The following is a 25,087-nucleotide window of genomic DNA, read 5'->3' as shown; positions in this document are numbered from 1 at the left end:
GCACGCAAGGTTACCTGCGTTTGCCTTGTCCGTGACTCCCTCCGATACCCGGAAACCGTCCGCTGACCCTTCTTCGACCGCCGCGCACCCCGGATCGTAGACAGGGCCGGGGACATACTGCCGTGGGTTGCGCGGGACGGGAAGGGCGTTCCGTCCGGCGTCCGTGACAGGATGGCCCCACTTCGAGCACCGACGGGAGCGGGGATGTCCACACCGAACGACGCGCCGCGGCTCGCGGGTCCGCCGCCGGGGTCGCCCGAGGGGGATGTCCCGTTCCGGCCGCTGTCGATGTCGGAGATGCTGGACGGCGCCATCGCCGGGATCCGCCGCGCGCCGCGCACCGTGCTCGGCGTGTCGGTCGCCGTCAGCGCCGTCATCCAGGTCGCCGGGACGGTGGCCGCCTACTACTTCGTCGGCGAGCAGGCCCGCGACGAGGTCACCCCGGGCGTGCTGCTGCGCTCGCTGGGGTCGCAGGTCTCGCTCGCGCTGATCGGGCTGGTGCTGTCGGCCTACGGGATCGTGCTGCTGTCGGGGCTGCTGGCCCCGGTGCTGGGACGGTCCCTGTTCGGGCTGCCGGCGGAGTCCTGGCAGGTGTGGCGGGACGCCCGGCCGCGGCTGGGACGGCTCGCCGCCGTCGCCCTGGTGATCATGGGGGCGGCGCTGCTGGGGCTGCTGCTGCCGGTCACGCCGTTCCTGCTGCTGGTCGCGGCCGAGGCCCCGGTGTCGCTGTGCGTGCTGGCCGGGCTGCTCGGCTTCCCGGCCGGGATCGCGCTGATGGTGTGGCTGTACGTGCTGCTGGTGCTGGCCGCGCCCGCCGTGGTGCTGGAGCGCGAGTCGGTCGGCGGGGCGCTGGCGCGGGCCCGGCGGCTGTCGCGGGGCCGCTGGTGGCGCACCTGCGGCACGCTGCTGCTGGCCCTGCTGATCACCGTGTTCATGGGGTTCTTCGCGCTGCGCATCCCGTTCCTGGTGGCGCAGCTCGTGTTCTTCGGGACCGAGCCCGAGGGCGGCCGGGCGCTGGGGGCGCTGGCGCTGGACACGTTCGGGCGGATCGTGAGCTGGTCAGTGGTGCTGCCGTTCGACGCGGGCGTGATCGCGCTGCTCTACATGGACCGCCGGATGCGCCGCGAGGGCCTGGACCTGGACCTGCGCACCCGCCGCGACGCCCCGACCGGGGACGACCCGCACCGTGACGCCCCGCACCGTGACGACCCGCACCGTGACGACCCGGACGGGGACGCCCCGGGCGACGACGGTTTCTTCACCCTGTGGCGTCCCGCCTGGCCGAGCCCCCGCCCGGCCCCCGCGCCGTTCCCCCCGCCCGCTCCCCACCCTCGACAGATGCCCCGAGAACCCCATGCGCAACACCAGTCGCACACGCCGTCGGGCGGAGGCGCGCCGTGATCCTTGAGCCCATCGGCCGGGACGAGGCGCGCGAGCTGGCCCGGCGGGAGCTGGAGAAGCCGATCTACCACCGGGACCGGCCGTCCTGGCTGGAGCGGGCCTGGGACCGGTTCGCCGACTGGCTGCGCGAGCTGTTCCAGCGCACCGCCGACCCGAACGCGCACGGCAACGGCGCGGGCTGGATCTCCTGGGTCGTGATCATCCTGGTGCTGGTGGCGGCGGTGGCGCTGGTGGCATGGGTCATGCGGGACCGGCGCAACGTGCGCTCCGACCGCGACCCGCTGCTGGAGGACACCCCCTCCACCGCCCGCGACCACCGGGCCGAGGCCGACCGGCTGGCCGCCGCCGGGAGTTGGCCCGAGGCGATCCGCGAACGGCTCCGCGCCCTGGCCCGCGACCTGGAGGAGCGCGCCGTGCTGGCGCCGCGCCCCGGCCGCACCGCCGACGAGCTGGCGGCCGAGGCGGGCGCGGCGCTGCCGGAACTGGCGGAGGAGCTGCGCGCGGGCGTGCGGATCTTCGACGACGTCTGGTACGGCGACCGGCCCGGCAGCGCCGAGGCGTACGCGCAGGTCAAGACGTTGGACGAGCGGGTCACCGCGGCCAGGCCCAAGGTCACCGCGGAGACCGGGGAGTCCGTGGAGTCCGCGGACGCCGCGGACTCCACGAACGCCGCCGCGCCCGTCCCGGCCGGGGCCTGGGTGGTGCCGGACCGGCCGGGTGACGACACCGACGGGGGGCTCCGGTGGTGATCTCCGAGACGACCGCGCGGCAGGTCGCCGGGCGCCGGTGGCGGTCCTCGCGGGGCGTGCTGCTGGTCGTGCTGGCGCTGGCGGCCCTGGCGCTGGCGCTGGCGGCGCTGCGGCCCGGCGGGACCGCGCAGGACCTCGACCCGACCTCGCCGTCGGACGGCGGCACGCGGGCGCTGGCCGAGATCCTCAAGCAGCGCGGCGTCCGGCTGGACGTGGCGCGGCGTGCCGGGGACGCCGCCGCCCGCGCGACCCCGGGCGGCACGCTGGTGGTGACCCGCACCGACCGCCTCACCCCCACCGACCTCGGGACCCTCCAGGAGACCACCGCGAACCTGGTGCTGGTCGCGCCCGACCGCCACGCGCTGGAGTCGCTGGCGCCGGGCGTGCGGCGCGCCGAGCCGTCGTTCGAGGAGACCGACGTCCCCGGCTGCGCGCTGCCCGCCGCCGTCGCCGCCGGGCGGGTGGAGTTCGGGCAGGCCCAGACCTACGAGGTCCCCTCCGGCGCGACCCGCTGCTACGTCGGGGACCGCTTCCCCCGGCTGGTGGAGGTCGCCGACGGCGGGCGGACGGTGACCGTGCTGGGCTCGGCGGCCCCGCTGGTCAACCGGTCGCTCGCCGAGGAGGGCAACGCCGCGCTGGCGATGAACCTGGTCGGCGCCCGCCCGCACGTGGTGTGGCTGATCCCCGACCTGCCCGAGCCGGGCGCGGAGGGCGGCGAGCGGTCGCTGGGCGACCTGCTGCCGTTCGGGGTGAAGCTGTTCTTCCTGGAACTGATCGTCGCGGTGGCGCTGGCCGCGCTGTGGCGGTCGCGGCGGCTCGGCCCGGTGGTGGCCGAGGCGCTGCCGGTGGTGGTGCGGTCCGCCGAGACCGTGGAGGGCCGCTCCCGGCTGTACCGGGCGCACCGGGCCCGCGACCGCGCCGCCGAGGCGCTGCGCGCCGGGGCCCGGGAGCGCCTGGTGGCGCTGCTGGGGCTGCCGCGCGGGGCCGCCGCCGACCCGGAGGCGGCGCCGCAGATCGTCGCGGCGGTCGCCGCCCGCACCGGACGCGACGAGCCGTCCGTCGGCGAGGCGCTGTACGGTCCCGAGCCCGTCGACGACGCCGCGCTGGTCCGGCTCACCGATCTTCTCGACGACCTGGAAAGGCAGGTACGACAGTCTTGAACCAACCTGTGGACCTGGACAAGGACGCCGCCGGGCACGACACCCCGGCCGCGGCCGACGGCGCGCGGGCGGCGCTGACCGCGCTGCGCGGCGAGGTCGCCAAGACGGTCGTCGGCCAGGACGCGGTGGTGACCGGGCTGGTCATCGCGTTGCTGTGCCGGGGGCACGTGCTGCTGGAGGGGGTGCCGGGCACCGCCAAGACGCTGCTGGTCAAGACGTTGTCGCGGGCGCTGGACCTGGACTTCAAGCGGGTGCAGTTCACCCCGGACCTGATGCCCGGCGACGTGACCGGATCGCTGATCTACGACAACCGGACCGCGGAGTTCGAGTTCCGCGAGGGCCCGGTGTTCACGAACCTGCTGCTCGCCGACGAGATCAACCGGACGCCGCCCAAGACGCAGGCGTCGCTGCTGGAGGCGATGGAGGAGCGGCAGGTGTCGGTGGAGGGCGCGGCGCGCGCCCTGCCGAACCCGTTCGTGGTGTGCGCGACGCAGAACCCCGTCGAGTACGAGGGGACCTACCCGCTGCCGGAGGCGCAGCTCGACCGGTTCCTGGTGAAGCTGACGGTGCCCGTCCCCACCCGGGACGAGGAGATCGCGATGCTCCAGCGGCACGCGGCCGGGTTCGACCCGCGCGACCTGTCGCAGGTGCGGCCGGTCGCGGGCGCGGCGGACCTGGCGGCGGGGCAGGCGGCGGTGCGGACCGTCCACCTGGACCCGAAGGTCGCCGCGTACGTGGTGGACCTGTGCCGGGCGACGCGGCAGTCGCCGTCGCTGGCGCTGGGGGTGTCGCCGCGCGGCGCGACGGCGCTGCTGGCGACGTCGCGGGCGTGGGCGTGGCTGTCCGGGCGCGACTACGTGACGCCGGACGACGTGAAGGCGCTGGCGCGGCCGACGCTGCGGCACCGGGTGCAGCTCAAGCCCGAGGCCGAGCTGGAGGGCGCGACCGCCGACGGTGTGCTGGAGGGCATCCTCGCCCACGTCCCCGCGCCCCGCTGATGGCGCTGACGGGACGGCTGGGGCTGCTGGCGGGGCTGGGCGCGCTGCTGCCGCTGGCGCTGCCGAGCTGGTGGACGCTGCTGGCGTTCTGGGGCGCGCTGCTGGCCGGGGTGGCCGTCGACCTGGCGCTGGCCGGGAACGTGCGGGCGCTCGCCTACCACCGGTCGGGCGACACGAACGTGCGGCTGGGCGAGCGCGCCGCCGTCGCGCTCACCGTGGAGAACCGGGGTCGGCGGCGGGTGAAGGCCGTGCTGCGCGACGTGTGGCCGCCCAGCGCCGGGGCGTCGCCGCGCACGACGCGGATCGACGTCCCGGCCGGGGAGGCGCGGCGCGTGGAGACCGCGCTGGTGCCGACGCGGCGCGGCGACCGGGAGGCCGTGGGCGTCGTGGTGCGGTCGGTGGGGCCGCTCGGGCTGGCGGCGCGGCAGCTGTCGCGGCCCGCGCCCTGGCGGGTGCGGGTGCTGCCCGCGTTCCCCTCGCGCCGCCACCTGCCGGGCAAGCTGGCCAAGCTGCGCGAGCTGACCGGGGCGCACGTGGCGCTGATCCGGGGGCAGGGCACCGAGTTCGACTCGCTGCGCGAGTACGTGGACGGCGACGACGTCCGGTCGATCGACTGGCGGGCCACGGCGCGGCGGCGCGACGTGGTGGTGCGGACCTGGCGGCCCGAGCGCGACCGCCGCATCTACCTGGTGCTGGACACCGGCCGGACCGCGGCCGGGCGGGTCGGGGACATCCCCCGGCTGGACTGCTCGATGGACGCGGCGCTGCTGCTGGGCGCGCTGGCGTCGCGCGCCGGGGACCGCGTGGACCTGCTGGCCTACGACCGGCGGGTGCGGGCGCGGGTGGAGGGCGCCTCGCGGACCGACCTGCTGCCGTCGATGGTGCAGGCCATGGCGCCGCTGGAGCCGGAGCTGATCGAGAGCGACGCGGCCGGGATGGTGTCGGCGCTGCTGTCGCGGGTGCGGCAGCGGTGCCTGGTGGTGCTGCTGACCGAGCTGAACCCGGCGGCGATCGAGGAGGGGCTGCTGCCGTTGCTGCCGCAGCTCACCGCCCGGCACCTGGTGATGGTCGCGGCCGTGGCCGACCCCCGGGTGGGCGAGATGGCCGGGGCGCGCGGGGACCTGGCGGCCGTGTACGACGCCGCGGCCGCCGAGCGGGCCCGCGCGGACCGGCGGCGGCTGACGGCCGAGCTGCGGTCGTTCGGCGTGGAGGTCGTGGACGCGCCGCCGGACGGGATCGCTCCCGCGCTGGCCGACGCCTACCTGGCGCTCAAGGCGGCCGGGAGGCTGTGACCGCCGCCCCCGCCGGCGGGGCTCAGCCGCTGGTGGGGGCCAGGTCGGGGCGGATGTCGGCGTCGCCGGTCTCGCCCCGGCGCACCGCCCGCCGCCCCAGCACGATCACGTAGGCGAGGAACGCGGCCTCGGCCACCACGCCGATCCCGATCCGCAGCCAGGTGGTGTGGACCCAGCCGGTCACGAACCCCTCGATCAGCCCGGACACCAGCAGCACCGCGACCAGCCCGAGCGCGACGCTCATCGCGGCCCGGCCCTCCTCGGCGAGCGCCTGGCCGCGGCGGCGCGGACCGGGGTCGATCACCGTCCAGCCGAGCTTCAGCCCGGCGGCGACGGCCAGGTACACGGCGGTCAGCTCCAGCAGGCCGTGCGGCAGGATCAGGCCGAAGAACACGTCGCCCTTGTCGTGGGCGAACATCAGGCCGCCGACGATGCCCAGGTTGAGCTGGTTCTGCACCAGGACGTAGACCGCCGGGATGCCGAGCAGGATGCCGAAGATCAGCGCCTGCGCGGACACCCACGCGTTGTTGATCCACACCTGGAACGCGAACGACGCCGCCGAGTGCTCGGTGTAGTAGTTGGCGAAGTCGCGTTCGACCAGCTCGCGGGCCTGGTACGGGGTGACGATCGCGGCCTGCACCTCGGGGTTGCGGGCCACCCAGATCCCGAGCGCCAGGGCGAGCAGGTTGCCGAGCAGGGCGTTGCCGAGCCACCACCAGCGCAGCCGGTAGGCCACCGCCGGGAACGACACCGTGGCCAGCCGCGACACGTCGCGCCACAGCGGCGCCCGCGCCCCGGCGACCGCCGCCCGGCCCCGCGCCACCAGCGACGACAGCCGCGCCACCAGCATCGGGTCGGGCGAGGAGGAGCGCACCACCGACAGGTGGGTGGCGGTGCGCTGGTACAGCTCGACCAGTTCGTCGATCTCCGCTCCGGACAGTCTCCGGCCGGAGTTGATCAGCTGCTCCAGCCGGACCCACTCGGCGTTGTGCGCTGCCACGTAAGCGTCGACGTCCACCCGGGGAGACTATCCCGGAACGCGCCGGGGCCGCGGTTCACCCCTGATCGCCACACCGCGCGCGTTCCGGGCAGAATGGACCTCCAACCGAAGGAGGGTCATGGCCGAACTCGTCACCGGCGAGGCCGTCGCGCTCGACATCCGGGTGGCGCGCCTGGCCAGCCGGGGGTGCGCCCTCCTGCTGGATCTGATCTTCCAGCTCGCGGTGCTCAACTTCGCGGTCTACGTCGTGGCGATGACGTCGCTGGTCGCCGACGAGGCGTGGACGGTCGGCCTGGTCATCCTCACCAGCGTGCTGGTGCTGGTGGGGTACCCGTGCGCGTTCGAGACGCTGTCGCGGGGCCGGTCGCTGGGCAAGATGGCGGTCGGGCTGCGGGTGGTCGCCGACGACGGCGGGCCGATCCGGTTCCGGCAGGCGCTGGTGCGGGCGCTGGCCGGGGTGGTCGAGTTCTGGATGCTGTACGGGGCCCCGGCGCTGCTGACGTCGCTGGGGAGCCGGCGCGGCAAGCGGCTGGGCGACCTGTTCGCCGGGACGATCGTCATCCAGGAGCGCGTGCCGACCTCGGGGATGTTCGGCCCGGTCGCGGTGATGCCGCCGCAGCTCGTGTGGTGGGCCCAGCGGCTGGAGCTGTCGCAGGTGTCGGACGAGCTGGCGATGGCCGCCCGGCAGTACCTGTCGCGGTTCTGGGAGCTGCTGCCGGAGGTCCGCGACGATCTCGGGCAGCGGATCGCCGACCAGGTCACCGCCGTGGTCAGCCCGCCCCCGCCGCCGGGCGTGCGGCCGGAGGTGCTGCTGTCGGCGGTGCTGGCCGAACGCCGCATGCGCGAGGAGCGCCGCCTGGCCGAACGCCGCGCCGCCCGCCGGCGCCGTCTGGGCCTGCCGCCCGAGCCGCGGCCGCAGCCGGTGCCCGTTCCGCCGTGGGCGCGGGGGCCGGGGTTCGCGCCGGTGCCGGTGGGCGCGCCGCGCCAGGGGCCGCCCGCGCCGCCGCCGTTCAGCCCGGCGGGGCCGGGGCAGCCGACGTTCCTGCCGCCGCGGAACTACCAGGCCGGGCCGTACCAGCAGGTCCTGAGCCCGCAGCAGCAGCCGCAGCAGCCACCGCAGCAGCCACCGCCGCCTCCGCCGTACCGCTGAGCCCTTTGGCACCGGCACGAAAACCGCTCGGGCGGAAGTGGCAACACCCGCCACAAACGACCGCCGTCGTTGTGCGGTTCTCCGGCTAGGACGCGCGCCGCCGACGACCTACTGTCCGAATAAGTTTCACGTTTTGGACAGGAGGCCGCCATGCGGCTCGCTCGCCTCACCGCCGTCGCCGTGCTGGCGGGAGCGGCGCTGACCGTTCCCGGCACCGCGCGGGCGTCCGCCGACCAGCGCCACGTCACCGACGACCGGGGGCGGGCGCTGATCCTGCACGGGCTCAACACCGCCAGCCGCGCCAAGAACGCCGACGGGCTCCCCTGGATCACGCGGGAGGACGTCGTCCGCGAGGCCCGCGACCTCGGCACCAACTCGGTCCGCTACCTCGTCCAGTGGAAGAACGTCGAGCCGCGGCCGGGCCGCTACGACGAGGGCTACCTGGACGCGGTCGCGCGGCGCGTCTCCTGGTACCGCGAGCAGGGCATGCACGTGATCCTGGACATGCACCAGGACATCTACGGCCCGGCCGCCTGCTCCGGCGCGGGCAACGGCGCCCCCGCGTGGGCGACGATCACCGACGGGCTGCCGTGCACGCCGCAGACCCCGTGGGTGCTGACCTACCTGCAACCGGGGGTGGTCCGGGCGTTCGACAACTTCTGGAACCACACCGGCGCGCATCCGGAGCTGATGCGGCGGTACGTGGCGATGTGGCGGCACGTGGCGCGGCGGTTCGCGGGCGACCCGGCGGTGCTGGGCTACGACCTGATCAACGAGCCGTTCGGGGGGACGCGGCAGCTCGGGTTCTTCGAGAAGCCGACGCTGACGCCGTTCTACCAGCGGGTCGTCAACGCGATCCGGGAGGTGGACCGGGACAACTGGATCTTCCTGGAGCCGCAGCCGGTCGGGCCCAACGAGGGCGGGCCGACGTTCCTGGACCCGGTCCGCGACCCGCGCCCCGGCGGGCCCCGGCTGGTGCTGGCGCCGCACCTGTACCCGCTCGGCATCGATCTCGGCGGGTCCTACAGCGGGCCGACCAGGGCGCTGGCGCGGGCGCAGCTCGCGCTGTGGCGGACCAACCTCCCGGCGGCGGCCCGGCGGCTGGGGACGCCGCTGTGGATCGGCGAGGTCGGCGGGATGAACGCCGACGCGGCCGGGGCCGGGGACTTCACGGCCGACTGGCTGACGCTCGCCGACGACCTGCGGATCGGCTGGGCGTACTGGTCGAACGACCCGGGCGCGACCGGCGTGACCGACGCGAACGGCAACCCGACGGTCTTCGGCCGTCTGCTGGCCCGGCCCCGGCCCCGCGCGATCGCGGGCACCCCGACGAGGATCTCCCACCGGTCCGGCGCGCTGACGGTGGCCTGGCGCAACCGGCCGGGGGTGAGCGGCCCGACGGAGATCTGGCTGCCCTCGGCGGCGGCCCCGAAGGTGACCGGCAGCGACCCGGCGGGACGCTGGTCCTGGCGCTGGGACCCGGCGCGCAAGGTCCTGTCGGTCTGGCACGACCCCGCGACGCCCGCCCACACCGTCACCGTTCGCTAGGAGATGCCGAGCGAACCCAGATTGGGCGGGGAATCCAGTTCCGTCAGTTCGATTCCCTCGGCGGCGACCACCACGTCCCCCGCCAGATACACGAAGCGAATCTCCCCGGTCGCCAGGTCGGCTATTTCATAACGTTCGACGGGGAGAGGGCCCGTATCCGTTTCGTGGGTCTCCACGTCGGCCAGACGCCACCGTTCGGCGATCGTCAACGGGGACAGCGTCGTGCCCGAGAAACGGACCAGGCGGACGTCGCGCCGTTCTTCCCCGGCCAGCGCCAGCGAACGCGCCACCGCGACCAGGAACCCCGGGGACTCCCCCGTGAAACCCGCCGCGGGCGCGTCGTGCTCGGTGGCCTCCTCGCCCGCCCCGCGCACCCACGCGACCGCCGGGCCCGTGACGCCGCCGCGCGTCCAGCGGGACGGGGTGACGATCTCGACGCGGATCTGCCGCCAGCGCGAGTCGACGACCAGATCCAGCCGGACGCCGTCGGCGCGTTCCCCGACATAGCGCCAGCCCCCCGGGCCCGGAGCGCACTGGAAACGCTCCTCGATCCCCTCGTCCAGGTGCAGGTATGTTCCACGCGGCATTCCGCCGACGCTATCCCAGGGCATGACGGCTGATGACAATCGGGTTTCGACGCCTGTTCGAAGAATGGTGGAATACGCAATACTCCGGACCATGTCAGGGGGCAGCGGGGAGGACGCCGGGTTCGGGGGCCAGCCGTTGCAGCCGGGCGACCCGCGGCTGGTCGGCGAGTACGAGCTGGTCGGGCGGCTCGGGCAGGGCGGGATGGGCACCGTCTACCTCGGCCGGACGCCCAGCGGCCGGGCCGTCGCCGTGAAGATCATCCGGGCGGACTTCGCGGGGCTGCCGCAGCTGCGCAAGCGGTTCGCGGCCGAGGTGCGGGCGGCGATGAACGTCAACGCGTTCTACACCGCCGCCGTCGTGGACGCCGACCCCGAGGGCGACCCGCCGTGGCTGGTCACCGCCTACATCCCCGGCCCGACGCTGACCGCCGCCGTGGACGGGCACGGCCCGCTGCCGCCGGACACGGTGCGGCTGCTGGGCGCGCACCTGGCCGAGGGGCTGGCCGCCATCCACAAGAAGGGCCTGGTCCACCGCGACCTCAAGCCCGGCAACGTGATCCTGGCCGCCGACGGCCCGCGCATCATCGACTTCGGGATCGCGCTGGCCGCCGACACCACCATGCACACCGTCGCCGGGGGCCCGCTCGGCACGCCCGGCTACATGTCGCCCGAGCAGGCGCGCGGCGACGCCGAGATCGACTGGCGGTCGGACGTGTTCGCGCTGGGCGGGGTGCTGACGTTCGCGGCGACCGGCGAGGGGCCGTTCGGCAGCGGGCAGCCGCACGCGCTGATCTACCGGATCTGCGCGGAGGAGCCGCGGCTGGGCGGGGTCCCCGCGGAGCTGCGGGACGTGGTCGCGGCGTGCCTGGCCAAGGACCCGGCCGCCCGGCCGGAGCCGCGCGAGATCCTGCGGCGGCTGCGGCTGCCGCGCGGCGCCGACGCCCACTGGCTGCCCGGCGAGGTCGCCACGATGATCGAGGAGCGGTCGGCGCCCGGCCACCCCGCGACCCGCGCCCCCGCCTCCGCCCCGGCCGCCGTCCCGACCGGGACGCTGCCCGCGTTCGCCCCCGGCACGCTGCTGGAACGCGGCGAGCAGGCGATCGAGCGGGGCGAGCTGAACGAGGCGCGGCTGTGGCTGGAGCAGGCGGTGTCCTCCGAGGACCCCGACGTCGCGCCGCGCGCCATGCGGCGGCTGGCGCTCATCGAGCGGCGGCGCTCGGGGGCCGACGGCGCGCGCCTCTGGTACGAGCGGGCCGCCGCCAGCGGGCACCCCGAGGCCGCGCCCAAGGCGATGCGGGACCTGGCGCTGCTGGCCCGCGAGGAGGGCGACCGCGCCGGGGTCCGCCGCTGGTACGAGCGGGCCGCCGCGACCGAGCACGAGGAGGTCGCGCCGCGCGCCATGCGCAGCCTCGGCCTGCTCGCCCAGGAGGACGACGAGCTGGCCCGCGCCCGGTCCTGGTACGAGCGCGCCGTCGCCAGCGACCATCCGGCCGTCGCGCCGATCGCGATGAACGACCTGGGCGTCATCGCCGAGAAGCTCGGCGACCTGGAGGAGGCCCGGTCCTGGTACGAGCGGGCCGCCGCCAGCGGCGACCCCGAGATCGCGCCGCGCGCCATGCACAACCGCGGCTTCATCGCCCAGGACGAGGGCGACCCGGTCGAGGCCCGGTCCTGGTGGGAGCGCGCCGCCGCCACCGACCACCCCGTCGTCGCCCCCGCCGCCCGCCGCAACCTGCGCGCCCTCGACACCTGACCCACCCCCGGGCCCGAGGTGGCCGGGTGGCGTACGGCCGGGCCCGGCGCGGGGCGTGGGAGGCCGGTCACTTCGCCGGGCCGGTCCGGCGGGTCAGGTCCAGGCGGCGCGGCAGCCGCGTGTTGAGGGCCACGACCAGGGTGGCCAGGCCCGCCGCGGCCGCGGCGGCCACGGGGGACGGCGGCACGCCCGCCCACGCCAGCGCCCCGGCGGCCGGCGGGACCGCCACGGCGTGGTAGCCCACGACCCAGGCCAGGTTCCGGGCCGTCGTGCGGTGGGCCGCCTCCGACAGCCTGAGCACCGAGGCGACGGCGCGCGGGTCGGCGGAGGCCAGCACCACGTCGGCGGACCGGGCCGCGGCGCCCGCGCCGATCGCGACGCCGACGTCGGCCATGGCCAGCGCGGGGGCGTCGGCGACGCCGTCGCCGACCATGGCGACCGCGCGGCCGCCCTCCCGCAGCGCCCGCACCCGGCGGCCCTTGTCGACGGGCAGCACCCCGGCGTAGATCTCCTCGATGCCGACCCGCCGCGCCGCGGCCTCGGCGGCCGGCCGCGCGTCCCCGGTGACCATCGCGACCCGGCGGCCCGCCGCGCGCAGCGCGGCGACCGCCTCGGCGGCCTCGGGACGGACCGGGTCGTGGACCGCCAGCGCCCCGGCGACCGCGCCGTCCACCAGCACGTACACCACGGTCGCGCCCTCCCCGCCCCAGCGCGCGGCGGTCCGGGCGAACGGCCCGGCGGGCGCGTCCGCCGACCGCAGCAGCGCCGGGCCGCCGACGGCGACGCGGCGGCCGTCCACCCGCGTCTCCACGCCGATCCCGGGCAGCGACCGGAACCCCGTCGCCGCCGACGCGCGTCCGTCCCCGGCCGCGCGGACGATCGCGCGGGCCAGGGGGTGCCCGCTGGCGGACTCGGCCGCGGCGGCCAGCGCGAGCAGCGTTCCGGCGTCGCCGTCGGCCGTCGTGCCGGCGACCTCGGGGCGGCCGGTGGTGAGGGTCCCGGTCTTGCCGAACAGGACGGTGTCGACGGCGCGCATCCGGTCCAGCGCCCTCCGGTCGCGGACCAGGATCCCGGCCCGCGCGCCGGCCGCCGCGCAGACCGCCACGACCAGCGGCGCCGCCAGGCCCAGCGCGTGCGGGCACGCGACGACCAGCACCGACACGGCCCCGCGCACCGCCCGCTCCGGCTCGCCCAGCAGCAGCCACACCGCGACCGCCGCGACCGCCGCCCCCGTCGCGGCGGAGTACAGGCGGCCCGCCGCGCGGTCGGCCGACGCCCGCCGCGCCTCGTCCACCAGGCGGTGGATCCCCGCCAGGGCGGTGTCCTCGCCGACGGCGGTGACGCGGGCGTGGACGGCCGCGTCGGTCGCGACCGTCCCGGCGGCGATCGCCGAGCCGGGGCCGCGTTCGACCGGCCGGGCCCGCCCGGTCAGCGGCGCCTCGTCGAACGCCGCCGTCCCCTCGGTGACCGTCGCGTCGGCCGGGACGCGCGCGCCGGGCCGCACGAGCACGGTGTCCCCGACCCGCAGCTCCCCCGCCGCGACGGTGACGGGCGTGCCGTCCTCGACGCGTTCGGCCACGTCGGGCGGCGGCGCGTCCGGCGCCTGCCCGAACGCCCGCGCCTCCAGCCAGTGGCCGAGCAGCAGGACGTCGACCAGCAGCGCCAGCTCCCCCCACAGGTCCAGGTCGAGCAGCCCGAGCGCGGCCGCCAGGCCCGCCGCGTACATGAGGGCGAGCGCCTGCGTGATCAGCAGCATCGTCCCGGGCCGCCGCGCCGCGGCCTCGTCGACGGCCCCGCTCAGGAACGGGCGCCCGCCGTGCAGGAGGACCAGCGTTCCGAACACCGGCGCGATCCAGTGGGAGCCGGGGAAGCGGGGCGCGGCGTACCCGAACCAGTGCTGGAGCGTGTCGCCGTAGACCAGCACCGGCGCCGACAGCGCCAGGCTCCCCCACAGCCGATCCCGGAACCGCGCCGCGCGGTCCCCGTGCCCGTCGTGCCCCATGTGATCGGTGTGCCCCGCGCGGTCCGTGGCGCGGCAAAGCGGGGCCCGTGAGGCGGCAAGGGATCGGCGGCGAACGCTTCCCATACTTCGCCTGCTGATATATCGTCCCCCGTATGGTCAAACGATCACCAACGATGAGCGAGCCCACGTACTTCGTGCTGGCCGCCCTGCTGGACGGGCCGTCGCACGGCTACGGGATCATCAAGCGGGCCGAGGAGCAGTCCGGCGGGCGGGTGCGGCTGGCCGTCGGCACCCTGTACGGGGCCCTGGACCGGCTGGCGGGCGACGGGCTGGTCGCCGTGGACCGCGAGGAGACGGTCCAGGGCCGTCCCCGCCGCTACTACCGGCTGACCGGGGACGGGCGCGCCGCCGTCGTCCGCGAGGCGGCGCGGATGGAGCAGGCCGCCCGGGTCGTCACCACGCGGATCGCCCCGGCCACCGGGGCGGCGCCGGCATGAGCGCGGTGGTCGCCGAGCGCTGGTACCGGGTCTTCCTGCGGGCCTTCCCGTCCCGGCACCGCGCCGAGTACGGAGCCGAGATCCTCGGCACGCTGATGAACGACGCCCCGCGCCGCCCCTCGCCGAGGGAAACGGCCGGGCTCGTCACGGCGGGCCTGACCGCCCGCGCCCGCGAGGCCGCCGGGCGTCCCGTGCCGTGGTGGGCCGACGGCCTGCACCTGGGCCTGCTGGTGATCGCCCTGGCGAACCTGTCCTACAACGTGTCCGACCGCGTCTCCCCGGGGTGGCTGGCGGTCTCGGCCGCGCTGGTGGTCGCGCTCCTGCGCGGCTGGGCGCCGGCGGTGCTGCCGCTGGCCCTGGTCGTGGCGCTCTCGACCGGCCGGGTCATGCTGTTCGGGATCGGGGCCGCGAGCTGGTCGCCCCTCCTCGGACCGGCCTACCACAACTGGGTGTCGCTGATCCCCTACGGGGCGCTGGCGGGCGGGGCCGTGGTCCTGGCGGCCCGCCGGTCGCGGGACCTGCGCGTCCGGCCGTGGTGGTGGCTGGCGATCCCGGCGCTCGCCCTCGTCCTCGCCTGGGCGCCCGGCGGCTGGAGATACGGCGAGGTCTGGCAGGCCGTCAAGATGGGCACGGAGGGCGTCGTGCTGCTGGCCGGGATCGCCGCGACCGCCGTGGCGCGCAGCCCGCGCTGGGCGCTGGCCGCGGCGCTCTACGTCCTGCCGGGCGTGGTCTCGGCCCTGACGTACCCGCCGATGAGCGCGCGGTACATCGCCTACTGGCTGACCCTCACGGCCCTGCTGCTGACCATGGCCGTCACGGCGCGGAGGCCCGCGGCCGGGTCCGAGGGCGCCGGGACCTAGGGCCTGTTTCAAAGTGGGCCTCAGCCGCGCACGCGAGCGCGTTACCTGACCTGCGGGCCCGACGCCGGAGGCGAGGGCCCGCAGGTCAGATCGCGAAGCGATGTCGCGCTCGCCGAGCCCTGGTGAGGTGCGAGCCGCCAGGCGAGCGCCGTGGGCCAGGGCTTTGAAACACGGCCTAGGAGGTCAGGAGCCGAGGCGCCAGGAGCGCAGGTAGTCGTCCTGCTCGGGGGTCAGGACGTCGATCTCGACCGACATCGAGGCCAGCTTCAGCCGGGCCACCTCGGTGTCGATCTCCTGGGGGACGTCGTGGACGCCGGCCGCCAGGGTCGCGTGGGCCTCGGCCAGCCACGCGCAGGTCAGGGCCTGGTCGGCGAACGACATGTCCATCACCGCCGCCGGGTGCCCCTCGGCCGCCGCCAGGTTCACCAGCCGCCCCTCGGCGAGCAGGACCAGGCGGCGGCCGTCGGCCAGCACGTACTCGTCGGCCTGGGGGCGGACGCCGCGGTGCACCGTCACCGCCAGCTCCTCCAGCGCCCGGACGTCGATCTCAACATCGAAATGTCCGGAATTGGCGAGGATCGCGCCGTCCTTCATCATCGCCAGATGGACGCCGTCGATCACGTCGCGGTTGCCGGTGACCGTGATGAACACGTCGCCGCGCCGCGCCGCCTCGGCCATCGGCCGGACCTCGAAGCCCTGGAGCGTCGCGTCCAGCGCCTTCACCGGGTCGATCTCGGTGACCACGACGCGCGCGCCCATGCCGCGGGCGCGTTCGGCCAGGCCCCGGCCGCAGTAGCCGAACCCCGCGATGACCACCGTCTTCCCGGCCAGCAGCGTGTTGGTCGCGCGGATGATGCCGTCCAGGGTGGACTGGCCCGTGCCGTAGCGGTTGTCGAACATGTGCTTGGTGTCGGTGTCGTTCACCGCCACCACCGGGAACCGCAGCGCGCCCTCGCGGGCCATCTGGTGCAGGCGGATGACGCCGGTGGTCGTCTGCTCGCAGCCCGCCCGGACGGTGTCGAGCAGGTCGGTGCGCTCGGTGTGCAGGATGTTGACCAGGTCGCAGCCGTCGTCCAGCACCAGGTCCGGGTCGATCTCCAGCGCCTGGTGGATGTGCCGGTAGTAGCCCTCGCGGTCGGTCCCGGCGCGGGCGTAGACCTCCGCGCCGTACTCGTGGGCGAGGGCGGCGGCCGTGTCGTCCTGGGTGGACAGCGGGTTGGAGGCGGCCAGCGCCACGCGCGCGCCGCCCGCCTGGAGGGTGCGGATCAGGTTCGCGGTCTCGGTGGTGACGTGCATGCACGCCGCGATCCGCAGGCCGTCGAGGGGGCGTTCGGCGGCGAACCGCTCCCGGATCTGCGCCAGCACCGGCATGCTCCGGTCGGCCCACTCGATCCTCCGGACCCCCGCGTAGGCCAGCGAGGCGTCCGCGACGTCGCTCATCTCCGCCCTCCCCTTACGTGAACGAGAGCCGCCGCACGGCCGGTGCGGGCCGTGCGGCGGCTGTGCGCGCTATCCGATCAGAACCGGATCAGTAGCGGTAGTGGTCCGGCTTGTACGGGCCCTCGACGTCGACGCCGATGTACTCGGCCTGCTCCTTGGTGAGCTCGGTCAGCTTGACGCCCAGGGCGCTCAGGTGCAGGCGGGCGACCTTCTCGTCCAGGTGCTTGGGCAGGACGTACACGCCGACCGGGTACTCCTCGGTCTTCGTGAACAGCTCGATCTGCGCGATCACCTGGTTGGTGAAGGAGTTGGACATCACGAACGAGGGGTGGCCGGTCGCGCAGCCCAGGTTCATCAGGCGGCCCTCGGCCAGCACGATGATGGAGTGGCCGTCGGGGAAGCGCCACTCGTGGACCTGCGGCTTGATCTCGATCTTCTCGACGCCGGGGACGCGGGCCAGCCCGGCCATGTCGATCTCGTTGTCGAAGTGGCCGATGTTGCTGACGATGGCCTGGTGCTTCATCCGCTCCATGTGGTCGGCGCGGATGATGTTGAAGTTGCCGGTGGTGGTGACGAAGATGTCGGCGATCTCGACGACGTCCTCCAGGGTGGTGACCTGGTAGCCGTCCATCGCGGCCTGGAGCGCGCAGATCGGGTCGATCTCGGTGACGATCACGCGGGCGCCCTGGCCGCGCAGCGCCTCGGCGCAGCCCTTGCCGACGTCGCCGTAGCCGCACACGACGGCGACCTTGCCGCCGATCAGCACGTCGGTGGCGCGGTTCAGGCCGTCGATCACCGAGTGGCGGCAGCCGTACTTGTTGTCGAACTTGGACTTGGTGACCGAGTCGTTGACGTTGATCGCCGGGAACGCCAGGGTGCCGTTCTTGTGCATCTCGTAGAGACGGTGCACGCCGGTGGTGGTCTCCTCGGTGACGCCCTTGACCTCGGCGGCGGTCGCGGTCCAGCGGCCCGGCTTCTCGGCGATGGTGCGGCGCAGGGTGTCCAGGATGATGCCCCACTCCTCCGGGTCGTCCTCGGAGGCGGTCGGGACGGCCCCGGCCTTCTCGTACTCGGCGCCCTTGTGGACCAGCAGGGTGGCGTCGCCGCCGTCGTCCAGGATCATGTTCGGGTAGGAGCCGTCGGGCCACTGGAGGGCCTGGTCGGTGCACCACCAGTACTCCTCCAGGGTCTCGCCCTTCCAGGCGAAGACCGGCACGCCCCTGGGCTCCTCGACGGTGCCGTTCGGCCCGACGACGACCGCGGCGGCCGCGTGGTCCTGGGTGGAGAAGATGTTGCAGGAGACCCAGCGGACGTCCGCGCCCAGCTCGACCAGGGTCTCGATCAGCACCGCGGTCTGGATGGTCATGTGCAGCGAGCCCATGATCCTGGCGCCGCGCAGCGGCTTGGAGTCCGCGTACTCCTTGCGGACGGCCATCAGGCCCGGCATCTCGTGCTCGGCGAGCCGGATCTCCCGGCGCCCGAAGTCGGCCAACGAGAGGTCGGCGACCTTGTAGTCCATGGTTTCGGTGCTCCTTGGTATCACGTGGGGTTCGGCGCCCTGTCCCGTTGATCCCGTTCGGCGGGGCCGGGGTCTGCTCGGAAGTCTAGGGCGGGACCGGAGCGGGAGGCACGGTCGTCCGCCCGTTTCTGACAGTGATTTGTCAGAATCGGTCCCATGCGCATCACGGAGGCCGCCCGGCGGCTCGGCACCTCGCCCCGCATGCTCCGGTACCGGGAGAGCCTGGGCCTGCTGCCCGCGACCCGCGACACCGGTCCGGGCGGCCACCGCCGCTTCGACGACGCCGAGCTGCGCGCGGTCGCGCTGGTGCTGGCGCTGGAGAAACGCTACGACATCGGACCGGCCGAGCTGGCGTTCGGGCTGCGGGTGCTGGCCGAGCCGGAGGTGCAGGCGCGGGTGCGCGAGCTGGGCGAGCGCATCGGCCGCCTGTCCGCGCCGCCCGCGCGCTACCTCGACTTCGAGAAGGAGAAGGCGCTGCGGCTGCTGCAACGCCGCCGCTGACCTCCGCCGCGACCGTGGATCAGCCGCCGTGGACGGGGTCCTCGGCGTCGCGCAGGAGCATCGCGGCCTGGACGCGGTTCTCGCAGGAGAGCTTGGCCAGGATGCGGCTGACGTAGGTCTTGATGGACGCCTCGGTCATGTGCAGGCGCCGGCCGATCGCGGCGTTCGGGTGACCCTCGGCCAGCAGGCGCAGGACCTCGGTCTCGCGGGGGCTGAGCGCCGCCAGGCGGGCGCGGGCCCCGGCGCGGCGGCGGGCGGCGGCCGGGTCCACCAGCGACAGCACCATCCGGGTGATCGCCGGGGAGAGGTAGGCCTCGCCCGCGTGGGCCGCGCGGACCGCCCGCACCAGCTCGTCGGGGGCGTGGTTCTTCAGGACGAAGCCCGCCGCGCGGCGCTCCAGGGCGCGCACCACGTTGGGCTCGTCGCCGAACGCCGTCAGCATCACCGCCGGGACCGCCAGGTGCTCCAGCGCGGTGAGGCCGTCCATCACCGGCATCGTCACGTCCAGCACCGCCACGTCGGGGCGGTGGCGGCGGGCCCGCTCCACGGCCTGGCGGCCGTCGGCGGCGGTGGCGACCACGCGCAGGTCGGGCTGGGCCTCCAGCACGGCGCGGACGCCCTCGACGATCAGCGGCTCGTCGTCGGCGACCAGGACGCGGATCATCGGACCCCCGTCACGGGCAGCAGGGCCAGCACCAGCGCGCCGACCGCCAGGGCGGTGGTGAGGGCGCGGGAGCGGGCCGGGTCCGGCTCGGGGGCGGGGTAGGGCAGCATCGCGGCCAGGCGGAACCCGTCGCCGGCGGCGACGTGCAGCGTTCCCCCGGCCTCGGCGAGGCGTTCGCGCAGGCCGGTGAGCCCGTGGCCCTCGGGGGCGCCGGACGCGCCGGCGGGGTTGGCGACCGTGATCAGCAGGGCGTCGGGCTCCCAGTCGAACGTGACCGTGACCGGGGCCCCGGGGGCGTGCTTGGCGACGTTGGTGAGGCCCTCCTCGACCACGCGGTAGGCCGCCCGGGACGCCTGCGGGTCGAGGTCGCGGCGGTCCCCGGCGTGGCGCACCGCCAGGGCCAGCCCGGCCGCCCCGGCGCGCGCGGTGAGGGCGTCCAGGTCGGCCAGGGTCGGCGACGGCGCGTCCGGGGCGCGCAGGGAGCCGACCAGGTCGTGGAGCTGGTCCACGGCGCGGCGGGCGGTGACGGCCAGGTCGCGCGCCTCGGGCGTGCGGGTCTCCAGGGCCGCCGCGCGGAGGGTGAGCAGGCTGAGCTGGTGCCCCAGCGAGTCGTGCACGTCGCGGGCGATGCGCAGGCGCTCCCGGGCGGCGAGCAGGTCGTGGGCGGCGCGCAGGCGGCGGTTGCTCTCGGTCAGCGCCTCGACCAGGCGGCGGTGGCGGGCCAGGTGGTGGCCGACCAGCAGGGGCAGCGCGACGAACATGAGCAGGCGCGGGAGGATCTGTGCGGGGACCGTGAACGCCTGCCCCGCCGCGTGGGCGACGGCCGCCGCCCCGGCCAGGACCGCGTCGCGGCGGGTGCGGGCGTGGTGGCCCGCGTGGAACGCCGCCCAGACCAGCAGGGCCGCCGGGCCGTCCGGCAGCGCCGCCAGGGCGGCGACCAGGACCAGGCCCGGCAGCGGGGCGCGCCAGGCCACGGCCGCGGCGGCGGGGACCGCCAGGGCGAACAGCGCCGCCGGAGGGGACGGATCGGGCAGGAGCCTGGCCATGTCCAGCAGCACGGCGAGGACGATCGCGACGACTCGGGCCATGCCCGGAGCGTAGTTCGTCAACGTTCGTCGCGGGGATCGGCGACTTTCGGGGACGGCGCGCGGCGGCGGCCCGTCCCTAGCGTCGGATCCCGTGATCGAAGTACATGACCTGAGCAAACGGTACGGCAGGCGGGTCGCCGTGGACGGGCTGACGTTCACGGTGCGGCCCGGGAGGGTGACGGGGTTCCTCGGGCCCAACGGGGCGGGCAAGTCCACCACCGTCCGGATGGTCCTCGGGCTGGACCGGCCCACGCGGGGACGGGCGCTGATCGACGGCGTCGAGCACCGGCGCTCCCCCGCGCCGCTGCGGTCGGTGGGCGCGCTGCTGGAGACGTCCACCCTGCACGGCGGGCGCACCGCGCACGGCCATCTGCGGTGGCTGGCGCACGCGGGCGGGCTGCCCGCCCGGCGGATCCCGGAGGTGCTGGAGCGGGTGGGGCTGGCGGAGGCGGCGCGCCGGAGGGTCGGCGGGTTCTCGCTGGGGATGCGGCAGCGGCTCGGCGTGGCCGCCGCGCTGCTGGGCGACCCCGGCGTGCTGATCCTCGACGAGCCGGTGAACGGCCTGGACCCCGAGGGCATCCGCTGGATCCGCGGCCTGATGCGCGCCCTGGCCGCCGAGGGCCGCACGGTCCTGGTCTCCAGCCACCTGATGAGCGAGATGGCGCTGACCGCCGACCACCTGGTCGTGATCGCGCGGGGGCGGCTGGTGGCCGACTGCGGGCTGGCGGAGTTCACGGCCGGGTTCGGCTCGCTGGAGGAGGCGTTCATGCGCCGGACGGAGGCGGTCGCGTGAGCGCGTCCGGGAGCGCGTTCCGGGCGGAACTCACCAAGCTCCGGTCGCTGCGGTCCACGTACTGGACGCTGGCGGCGGCGTTCGCGCTGAGCCTCGGGCTGGGGGCGCTGGCGTCCCTCTCGATGCGCGGCGGCTTCGACCGCATGCCCCCGGACCGGCAGGCGGACTTCGACCCGACGGTGTTCGGCTTCTACGGGCTGGCGTTCGGGCAGCTCGCGCTGGTGGTGTTCGGGGTGCTGGCGGTGACCGGCGAGTACTCCGGCGGGACGATCCGCATGTCGCTGGTCGCCATCCCGCGGCGGGGCCGGTTCCTGGCGGCGAAGGTCCTCGCGGTGACGGCGGTGGCGGCGGCGTTCTCGCTGGTCACGGTGCCGGTTCTCTTCGCGGTGGCGCAGTGGGGGCTGGGCCCGCACGGCGCGGACCCGGGCGATCCCGGCGTGCCGCGCGCGATCGCCGGGGCCTTCCTGTACATGGTGCTGATGTGCGCGCTGGCGACGGGCGTCGCGGCGATGCTGCGCGGCACGGCCCTGACCCTGGGGATCATGATCCCCCTGCTGTTCCTGAACGGCCAGGGCCTGGCGAGCATCCCGGCCGTCCGGAGGTTCACGCAGTACCTGCCGGACCAGGCGGGCTACGTGATGATGGGCACGAGACCGGAAGGGGGGATGTTCGGCCCCTCCGACTTCGGGCCGTGGACGGCGCTGGCGATCCTGCTGGCCTGGACGGCCGCCGCCCTGGCCGGCGGCCTGCTGACCCTGGAGCGCCGCGACGCCTGACCCGGGCGGCGGCCGTCAGCGGGGCTCCCGGCCCTCCGCCCGCAGGGCCAGCAGCCCGAGGGCCGCGTAGCCGCCGGTGAACGCCGTCAGGCCCGCCGCCGAGGCGCGCGGCACGTCCCCGCGGACCAGGTGGACGGCCCCGGCGGCGGTGTCGCAGAGATCCACCGCCAGGCAGATCCTGCGCCACCGCCGCCGCGCCCGCGGGTCGCTCAGCAGGTAGCCGAGGCCGAGCGCGAGGGCCCTGCTCCCGAAGACCCGGATCAGGTATCTGATCTCGGGGGTGTCCCGGTCGGCCGCGCCCGCCAGTCTCACGTTGAGGCCGGGCGCGGCCAGTGCCAGCGCTCCCCAGGCGATGCGGCCGCCCGCCGCCGCCTCCAGTACGCGTTCCATGCCGCCGACCCTGCCTCCCCGCGGCGCCGGGATCGATTACCTCGCGGGTAACCGGCCCCGGCGGATCAGGCCGGGACGGGGGCCAGCTCCGGGTAGTCGGTGTAGCCCTCCGCCGTGCCCCCGTACCAGTGCTCGGGGCGGTTGCCGTTCAGGGGCGCGTTCCGGCGGAGGCGGTCGACCAGGTCGGGGTTGGCCAGGAACGCCCGGCCCAGCGAGACCAGGTCCGCGCCCGCCGCCAGGAGGCGTTCGGCCTCCGCCCGGCCGCCGTCGGCGGGGAACGGGGTCGGCCACGGCAGCGCCGGGTTGGCGATCAGGGCGGTCGGCCACAGGCGGCGGAGCCCGTGGAACAGGGGGCTCTCCGGGTCGGCGAAGACGACGTGCAAGTAGGCCGGGTTCCGGGCGGCCAGCTCCCGGGCCAGGGCCGGGTAGACGTCCTCGACGTCGGTCTCGCGCATCGCGTTGGCGGTGACGCCGGGCGCGATACGAATCCCCACGCGGTCGGGGCCGACGGCGTCCACCACCGCGTCCACCACCTCCAGGACGAAGCGGATGCGGTTCTCGACCGGGCCGCCGTAGGCGTCGGTGCGGCGGTTGGTGTGGGTGGACAGGAACTGGTGCAGCAGGTAGCCGTTCGCGGCGTGGACCTCCACCCCGGCGAAGCCCGCGGTGATCGCGTTGCGGGCGGCCGCGGCGAAGGCCGCGACGGTCGCGCCGATGTCGTCGGCGGTCATCTCGCGCGGCACCGGGGCGGGCCGCGGGCCGTTCGGGGTGTGGATCGCGTCGGGGAACGCGACCGGGGACGGCGCGACCGGCACCAGCCCGCTGTTGTCGGGGTGGCCGATCCGCCCGCCGTGCTGGAGTTGCAGGAACGCCCGGCCCCCGGCGGCGGAGACCGCGCCGGTGACCCGCCGCCAGCCCTCGGTCTGCGCCGCGTTGAAGATCGCGGGGATGTCGGGGTAGGTCTGGCCCACCCGGTCGGGCGTGGTGGCCTCGGCGATGATCAGCCCGGCGGTGGCGCGCTGGGCGTAGTACTCGGCCATCAGCGGCGTCGGGACGCCGTCGGCGGTCGCGCGGTTGCGGGTCATCGGGGCCATCACCAGGCGGTTCGGCAGGGTCAGCGAGCCGAGGCGGGCGGGGGTGAACAGGGTGGTCATCGAAGGTCTCCTCAGTTCGGGCGCTTGGCGGGGAAGCCGTGCGCGCGGGACAGCAGGACCACGGCCAGGACCGGGGCCAGCAGGATCAGGACGGACCGGGGGAACGCGTCGGTCCCGGCCAGGTCGAGCAGCGCGCCGCCGAGGACGCCGCCCCCGGCCATCGCGACGTTCCAGAGGGTGACGAGCATCGCCTGCGCGGCGTCGGCGTGCTCGCCCCCGGCGTCGCCCACGGCGGTCTGGAGCAGGGTCGGGACGCCGCCCCAGCCGAGGCCCCACAGGACCGCCGCCAGGTAGACGAGGGCGTGGTGGTCGGCGAAGGCCGCCAGCAGCCCGGCGGCGACGGCCACCAGCAGCGTGCCGCCGATCGTGAGGGCGCGGAGGCGGCGGTTGATGTGCGAGCCGACCGCCCAGATGCTCACCAGCGACGCGACGCCGAAGACCAGCAGGACCAGGTCGGTGTCCCCGCCCATGCCCAGGTCGTCGAGGAACGTCGCGATGTAGGCGTACAGGATCGTGTGGGCCAGGACGAAGACCAGCGTGACGAACAGGACCGCCACGACGCCGGGTTCGCGCAGGGCGTGCCGCATCGGCGTGCGCTCCCCGCGCTCCTGGCCGGGGAAGTCGGGCACCGACGCGATGATCCAGAAGAACAGGGCGACGGTGAGCGCGGTCATCGCCAGGAACGCCGACCGCCACCCGAACGCCTGCCCGACGAAGGTCCCGGCCGGGACGCCCAGCGACAGCGCCACCGGGATCCCCGCCATCGCGATCGCCATGGCCCGGCCCTGGAGGTGCGGCGGGGCCATCCGGCGGGCGTAGCCCGCCAGCAGCGCCCACGCCACACCGGCCGCCACCCCGGCGGCGAACCGGGCCGCCATCGTCAGCACGTAGACCGACGACAGGGCGGTGACGGTGTTGGCGACCGCGAACGCCGCCACCGCCGTCAGCAGCAGCCGCCTGCGCCGCCAGCCCGCCGTGGCCGCCGTCAGCGGGATCGCCAGCAGCGCCGTGCCGATCGCGTAGATCGTCACCGTCTGGCCCGCCGTGGACTCGCCCACCCGCAGCGCCGCGCTCATCTGCGGCAGCACCCCGGCGGGCAGCGTCTCGGTCAGGCTCGTGATGAACACCGCCGTGGCCAGCGCCAGCAGCGCCGACATCGGCAGCCGGTCGGAGGCGGCCCCGGCGGGCCGCCGCGCGGTCATCGTCATGATCGGTTCTCCAGGTCTCGGTGCAGGGTGAGGCCGCCGTCGACGGGCAGCCGCGCCCCGGTCGTGAACGTCGCCTCCACGGCCAGGAACAGCGCCGCGCGGGCCACCTCGCCGGGCGTGCCGAGCCGCCGCAGCGGGGTCCGGGCGTCGCAGCGTTCCCGCAGGTCCGCGTACCGGTCGAGGGGGACGCCGGGGTCGGGGTCGAGGAAGCCGGGCGCGACGGCGTTGACGCGGACGCCGCGACCGGCCAGCTCGGCGGCCAGCGCGCGGGGCTCGTCCGGGTCGGCCGGGGGGCTGACGAAGACGACCGCGCCGCCGTCCGCCAGGAGCGGCAGCAGCCCGCGGACGGGGGTCGGCTCGGCCACGAACAGCAGGTCCACGCCGCCGAGGGCGGTCGCGACGGCGCCGGGCCCGGCAGCCCGGAGCAGGTGGACGGCGGAGCCGACCTCCGCGGCCGCTCCCCCGGCGCCGGTCCCGGCCAGCAGGACCCGCGCGCCGCCCTCCACCAGCAGCTTGGCGATCGCCACGCCCACGCCGGTCACACCGGCGACGACGGCCCTGCGTTCCGCGTACTTCGTCATGGCGAGAACTGTGCC

The 25,087-nt window shown here is 75.6% G+C and carries 24 protein-coding genes; 13 read left to right on the top strand and 11 right to left on the bottom strand.

The genetic code is table 11. The features are described from left to right. Nucleotides 1-204 precede the first annotated feature (204 nt). Genes HNR61_RS48410 through HNR61_RS31375 form a run of 5 tightly spaced genes read left to right on the top strand, consistent with a single transcriptional unit; the run spans nucleotide 205 to nucleotide 5,600 of the window. Nucleotides 205-1,401, top strand: coding sequence for a hypothetical protein (locus HNR61_RS48410; protein WP_182846755.1), 1,197 nt, complete (start codon nucleotides 205-207; stop codon nucleotides 1,399-1,401). Continuing rightward, nucleotides 1,398-2,150, top strand: coding sequence for a DUF4129 domain-containing protein (locus tag HNR61_RS31390; RefSeq protein ID WP_182846754.1), 753 nt, complete (start codon nucleotides 1,398-1,400; stop codon nucleotides 2,148-2,150). Before HNR61_RS48410 ends, HNR61_RS31390 begins: the two co-directional genes overlap by 4 nt. Next, on the top strand, nucleotides 2,144-3,310 hold the full coding sequence (locus HNR61_RS31385) for a DUF4350 domain-containing protein (protein ID WP_182846753.1): 1,167 nt from the start codon (nucleotides 2,144-2,146) through the stop codon (nucleotides 3,308-3,310). The genes HNR61_RS31390 and HNR61_RS31385 overlap by 7 nt, the downstream gene beginning before the upstream one ends. Further along, entirely contained in the window at nucleotides 3,307-4,308 is a 1,002-nt protein-coding gene (locus tag HNR61_RS31380; RefSeq protein WP_067825528.1) for an AAA family ATPase, read from the top strand. The genes HNR61_RS31385 and HNR61_RS31380 overlap by 4 nt, the downstream gene beginning before the upstream one ends. Next, nucleotides 4,308-5,600, top strand: a complete 1,293-nt coding sequence (locus tag HNR61_RS31375; protein WP_182846752.1) for a DUF58 domain-containing protein — start codon at nucleotides 4,308-4,310, stop codon at nucleotides 5,598-5,600. Before HNR61_RS31380 ends, HNR61_RS31375 begins: the two co-directional genes overlap by 1 nt. A gap of 22 nt (nucleotides 5,601-5,622) precedes the next feature. On the opposite strand, the gene HNR61_RS31370 is transcribed toward HNR61_RS31375, so the two are convergent. Beyond that, a complete protein-coding gene (locus HNR61_RS31370; RefSeq protein WP_182846751.1) occupies nucleotides 5,623-6,618 on the bottom strand; it encodes a stage II sporulation protein M in 996 nt (331 codons plus the stop codon). A gap of 100 nt (nucleotides 6,619-6,718) precedes the next feature. On the opposite strand from HNR61_RS31370, the gene HNR61_RS31365 reads away from it, so the two are divergent. Together HNR61_RS31365 and HNR61_RS31360 are read left to right on the top strand one after the other, a co-directional pair. After that, nucleotides 6,719-7,750 (top strand): RDD family protein, encoded by a 1,032-nt coding sequence (locus HNR61_RS31365; RefSeq protein WP_182846750.1) that lies wholly within the window; start codon nucleotides 6,719-6,721, stop codon nucleotides 7,748-7,750. A 150-nt stretch (nucleotides 7,751-7,900) separates the two neighbouring features. Next, a complete protein-coding gene (locus tag HNR61_RS31360) occupies nucleotides 7,901-9,298 on the top strand; it encodes a cellulase family glycosylhydrolase (protein ID WP_182846749.1) in 1,398 nt (465 codons plus the stop codon). On the opposite strand, the gene HNR61_RS31355 is transcribed toward HNR61_RS31360, so the two are convergent. After that, nucleotides 9,295-9,885 carry a hypothetical protein gene (locus HNR61_RS31355; protein WP_182846748.1) on the bottom strand — a complete coding sequence of 197 codons (591 nt, stop codon included), beginning with the start codon at nucleotides 9,883-9,885 and terminating at the stop codon, nucleotides 9,295-9,297. The two genes, HNR61_RS31360 and HNR61_RS31355, sit on opposite strands and share 4 nt — an antisense overlap. Before the next feature lie 91 nt (nucleotides 9,886-9,976). Here HNR61_RS31355 and HNR61_RS31350 point away from each other — a divergent pair, with 91 nt between their 5' ends. Next, nucleotides 9,977-11,638, top strand: a complete 1,662-nt coding sequence (locus HNR61_RS31350; protein ID WP_182846747.1) for a serine/threonine-protein kinase — start codon at nucleotides 9,977-9,979, stop codon at nucleotides 11,636-11,638. 67 nt (nucleotides 11,639-11,705) lie between these two features. On the opposite strand, the gene HNR61_RS31345 is transcribed toward HNR61_RS31350, so the two are convergent. After that, nucleotides 11,706-13,640, bottom strand: a complete 1,935-nt coding sequence (locus HNR61_RS31345) for a heavy metal translocating P-type ATPase (protein WP_246444004.1) — start codon at nucleotides 13,638-13,640, stop codon at nucleotides 11,706-11,708. Between the two features lie 134 nt (nucleotides 13,641-13,774). Here HNR61_RS31345 and HNR61_RS31340 point away from each other — a divergent pair, with 134 nt between their 5' ends. Both HNR61_RS31340 and HNR61_RS31335 read left to right on the top strand, forming a co-directional pair. Further along, nucleotides 13,775-14,098: a PadR family transcriptional regulator gene (locus HNR61_RS31340; RefSeq protein ID WP_220509989.1), complete on the top strand. Its 324-nt coding sequence runs from the start codon at nucleotides 13,775-13,777 to the stop codon at nucleotides 14,096-14,098. Further along, complete coding sequence (locus HNR61_RS31335) at nucleotides 14,095-14,958, top strand: DUF2339 domain-containing protein (RefSeq protein WP_182846744.1); 864 nt, start codon at nucleotides 14,095-14,097, stop codon at nucleotides 14,956-14,958. The genes HNR61_RS31340 and HNR61_RS31335 overlap by 4 nt, the downstream gene beginning before the upstream one ends. A gap of 183 nt (nucleotides 14,959-15,141) precedes the next feature. On the opposite strand, the gene ahcY (HNR61_RS31330) is transcribed toward HNR61_RS31335, so the two are convergent. Then, nucleotides 15,142-16,398 carry an adenosylhomocysteinase gene (ahcY, locus tag HNR61_RS31330; protein WP_182846743.1) on the bottom strand — a complete coding sequence of 419 codons (1,257 nt, stop codon included), beginning with the start codon at nucleotides 16,396-16,398 and terminating at the stop codon, nucleotides 15,142-15,144. 88 nt (nucleotides 16,399-16,486) lie between these two features. Beyond that, a complete protein-coding gene (gene ahcY, locus HNR61_RS31325) occupies nucleotides 16,487-17,917 on the bottom strand; it encodes an adenosylhomocysteinase (protein WP_182846742.1) in 1,431 nt (476 codons plus the stop codon). Nucleotides 17,918-18,073: 156 nt separating this feature from the next. Here ahcY (HNR61_RS31325) and HNR61_RS31320 point away from each other — a divergent pair, with 156 nt between their 5' ends. Next, nucleotides 18,074-18,418, top strand: coding sequence for a MerR family transcriptional regulator (locus HNR61_RS31320; RefSeq protein WP_067832665.1), 345 nt, complete (start codon nucleotides 18,074-18,076; stop codon nucleotides 18,416-18,418). A gap of 19 nt (nucleotides 18,419-18,437) precedes the next feature. On the opposite strand, the gene HNR61_RS31315 is transcribed toward HNR61_RS31320, so the two are convergent. Together HNR61_RS31315 and HNR61_RS31310 are read right to left on the bottom strand one after the other, a co-directional pair. Further along, a complete protein-coding gene (locus tag HNR61_RS31315; RefSeq protein ID WP_182846741.1) occupies nucleotides 18,438-19,082 on the bottom strand; it encodes a response regulator in 645 nt (214 codons plus the stop codon). Further along, nucleotides 19,079-20,170, bottom strand: coding sequence for a sensor histidine kinase (locus tag HNR61_RS31310; RefSeq protein WP_182846740.1), 1,092 nt, complete (start codon nucleotides 20,168-20,170; stop codon nucleotides 19,079-19,081). Before HNR61_RS31310 ends, HNR61_RS31315 begins: the two co-directional genes overlap by 4 nt. A gap of 91 nt (nucleotides 20,171-20,261) precedes the next feature. Between HNR61_RS31310 and HNR61_RS31305 the strand changes: the two genes are divergently transcribed. Then, complete coding sequence (locus HNR61_RS31305; protein WP_182846739.1) at nucleotides 20,262-20,963, top strand: ABC transporter ATP-binding protein; 702 nt, start codon at nucleotides 20,262-20,264, stop codon at nucleotides 20,961-20,963. Then, nucleotides 20,960-21,739: an ABC transporter permease subunit gene (locus tag HNR61_RS31300; protein WP_182846738.1), complete on the top strand. Its 780-nt coding sequence runs from the start codon at nucleotides 20,960-20,962 to the stop codon at nucleotides 21,737-21,739. Before HNR61_RS31305 ends, HNR61_RS31300 begins: the two co-directional genes overlap by 4 nt. A gap of 15 nt (nucleotides 21,740-21,754) precedes the next feature. Here the strand turns inward: HNR61_RS31300 and HNR61_RS31295 are convergent, their stop codons facing one another. The 4 genes from HNR61_RS31295 to HNR61_RS31280 form a co-directional block, all read right to left on the bottom strand. Further along, the gene (locus HNR61_RS31295; protein ID WP_182846737.1) at nucleotides 21,755-22,129 is read right to left on the bottom strand and encodes a hypothetical protein; all 375 of its coding nucleotides are present in this window, start codon (nucleotides 22,127-22,129) and stop codon (nucleotides 21,755-21,757) included. A 65-nt stretch (nucleotides 22,130-22,194) separates the two neighbouring features. Continuing rightward, nucleotides 22,195-23,283 (bottom strand): alkene reductase, encoded by a 1,089-nt coding sequence (locus HNR61_RS31290; protein WP_182846736.1) that lies wholly within the window; start codon nucleotides 23,281-23,283, stop codon nucleotides 22,195-22,197. Nucleotides 23,284-23,294: 11 nt separating this feature from the next. Continuing rightward, nucleotides 23,295-24,491, bottom strand: a complete 1,197-nt coding sequence (locus tag HNR61_RS31285) for an MFS transporter (RefSeq protein WP_182846735.1) — start codon at nucleotides 24,489-24,491, stop codon at nucleotides 23,295-23,297. Further along, entirely contained in the window at nucleotides 24,488-25,072 is a 585-nt protein-coding gene (locus tag HNR61_RS31280) for an SDR family NAD(P)-dependent oxidoreductase (protein WP_182846734.1), read from the bottom strand. The genes HNR61_RS31285 and HNR61_RS31280 overlap by 4 nt, the downstream gene beginning before the upstream one ends. Nucleotides 25,073-25,087 lie beyond the last annotated feature (15 nt).

This window comes from Actinomadura kijaniata, from assembly GCF_014138665.1.
GTDB classification, from domain to species: domain Bacteria; phylum Actinomycetota; class Actinomycetes; order Streptosporangiales; family Streptosporangiaceae; genus Spirillospora; species Spirillospora kijaniata.
This window is presented reverse-complemented; position numbering and strand designations above follow the sequence as displayed.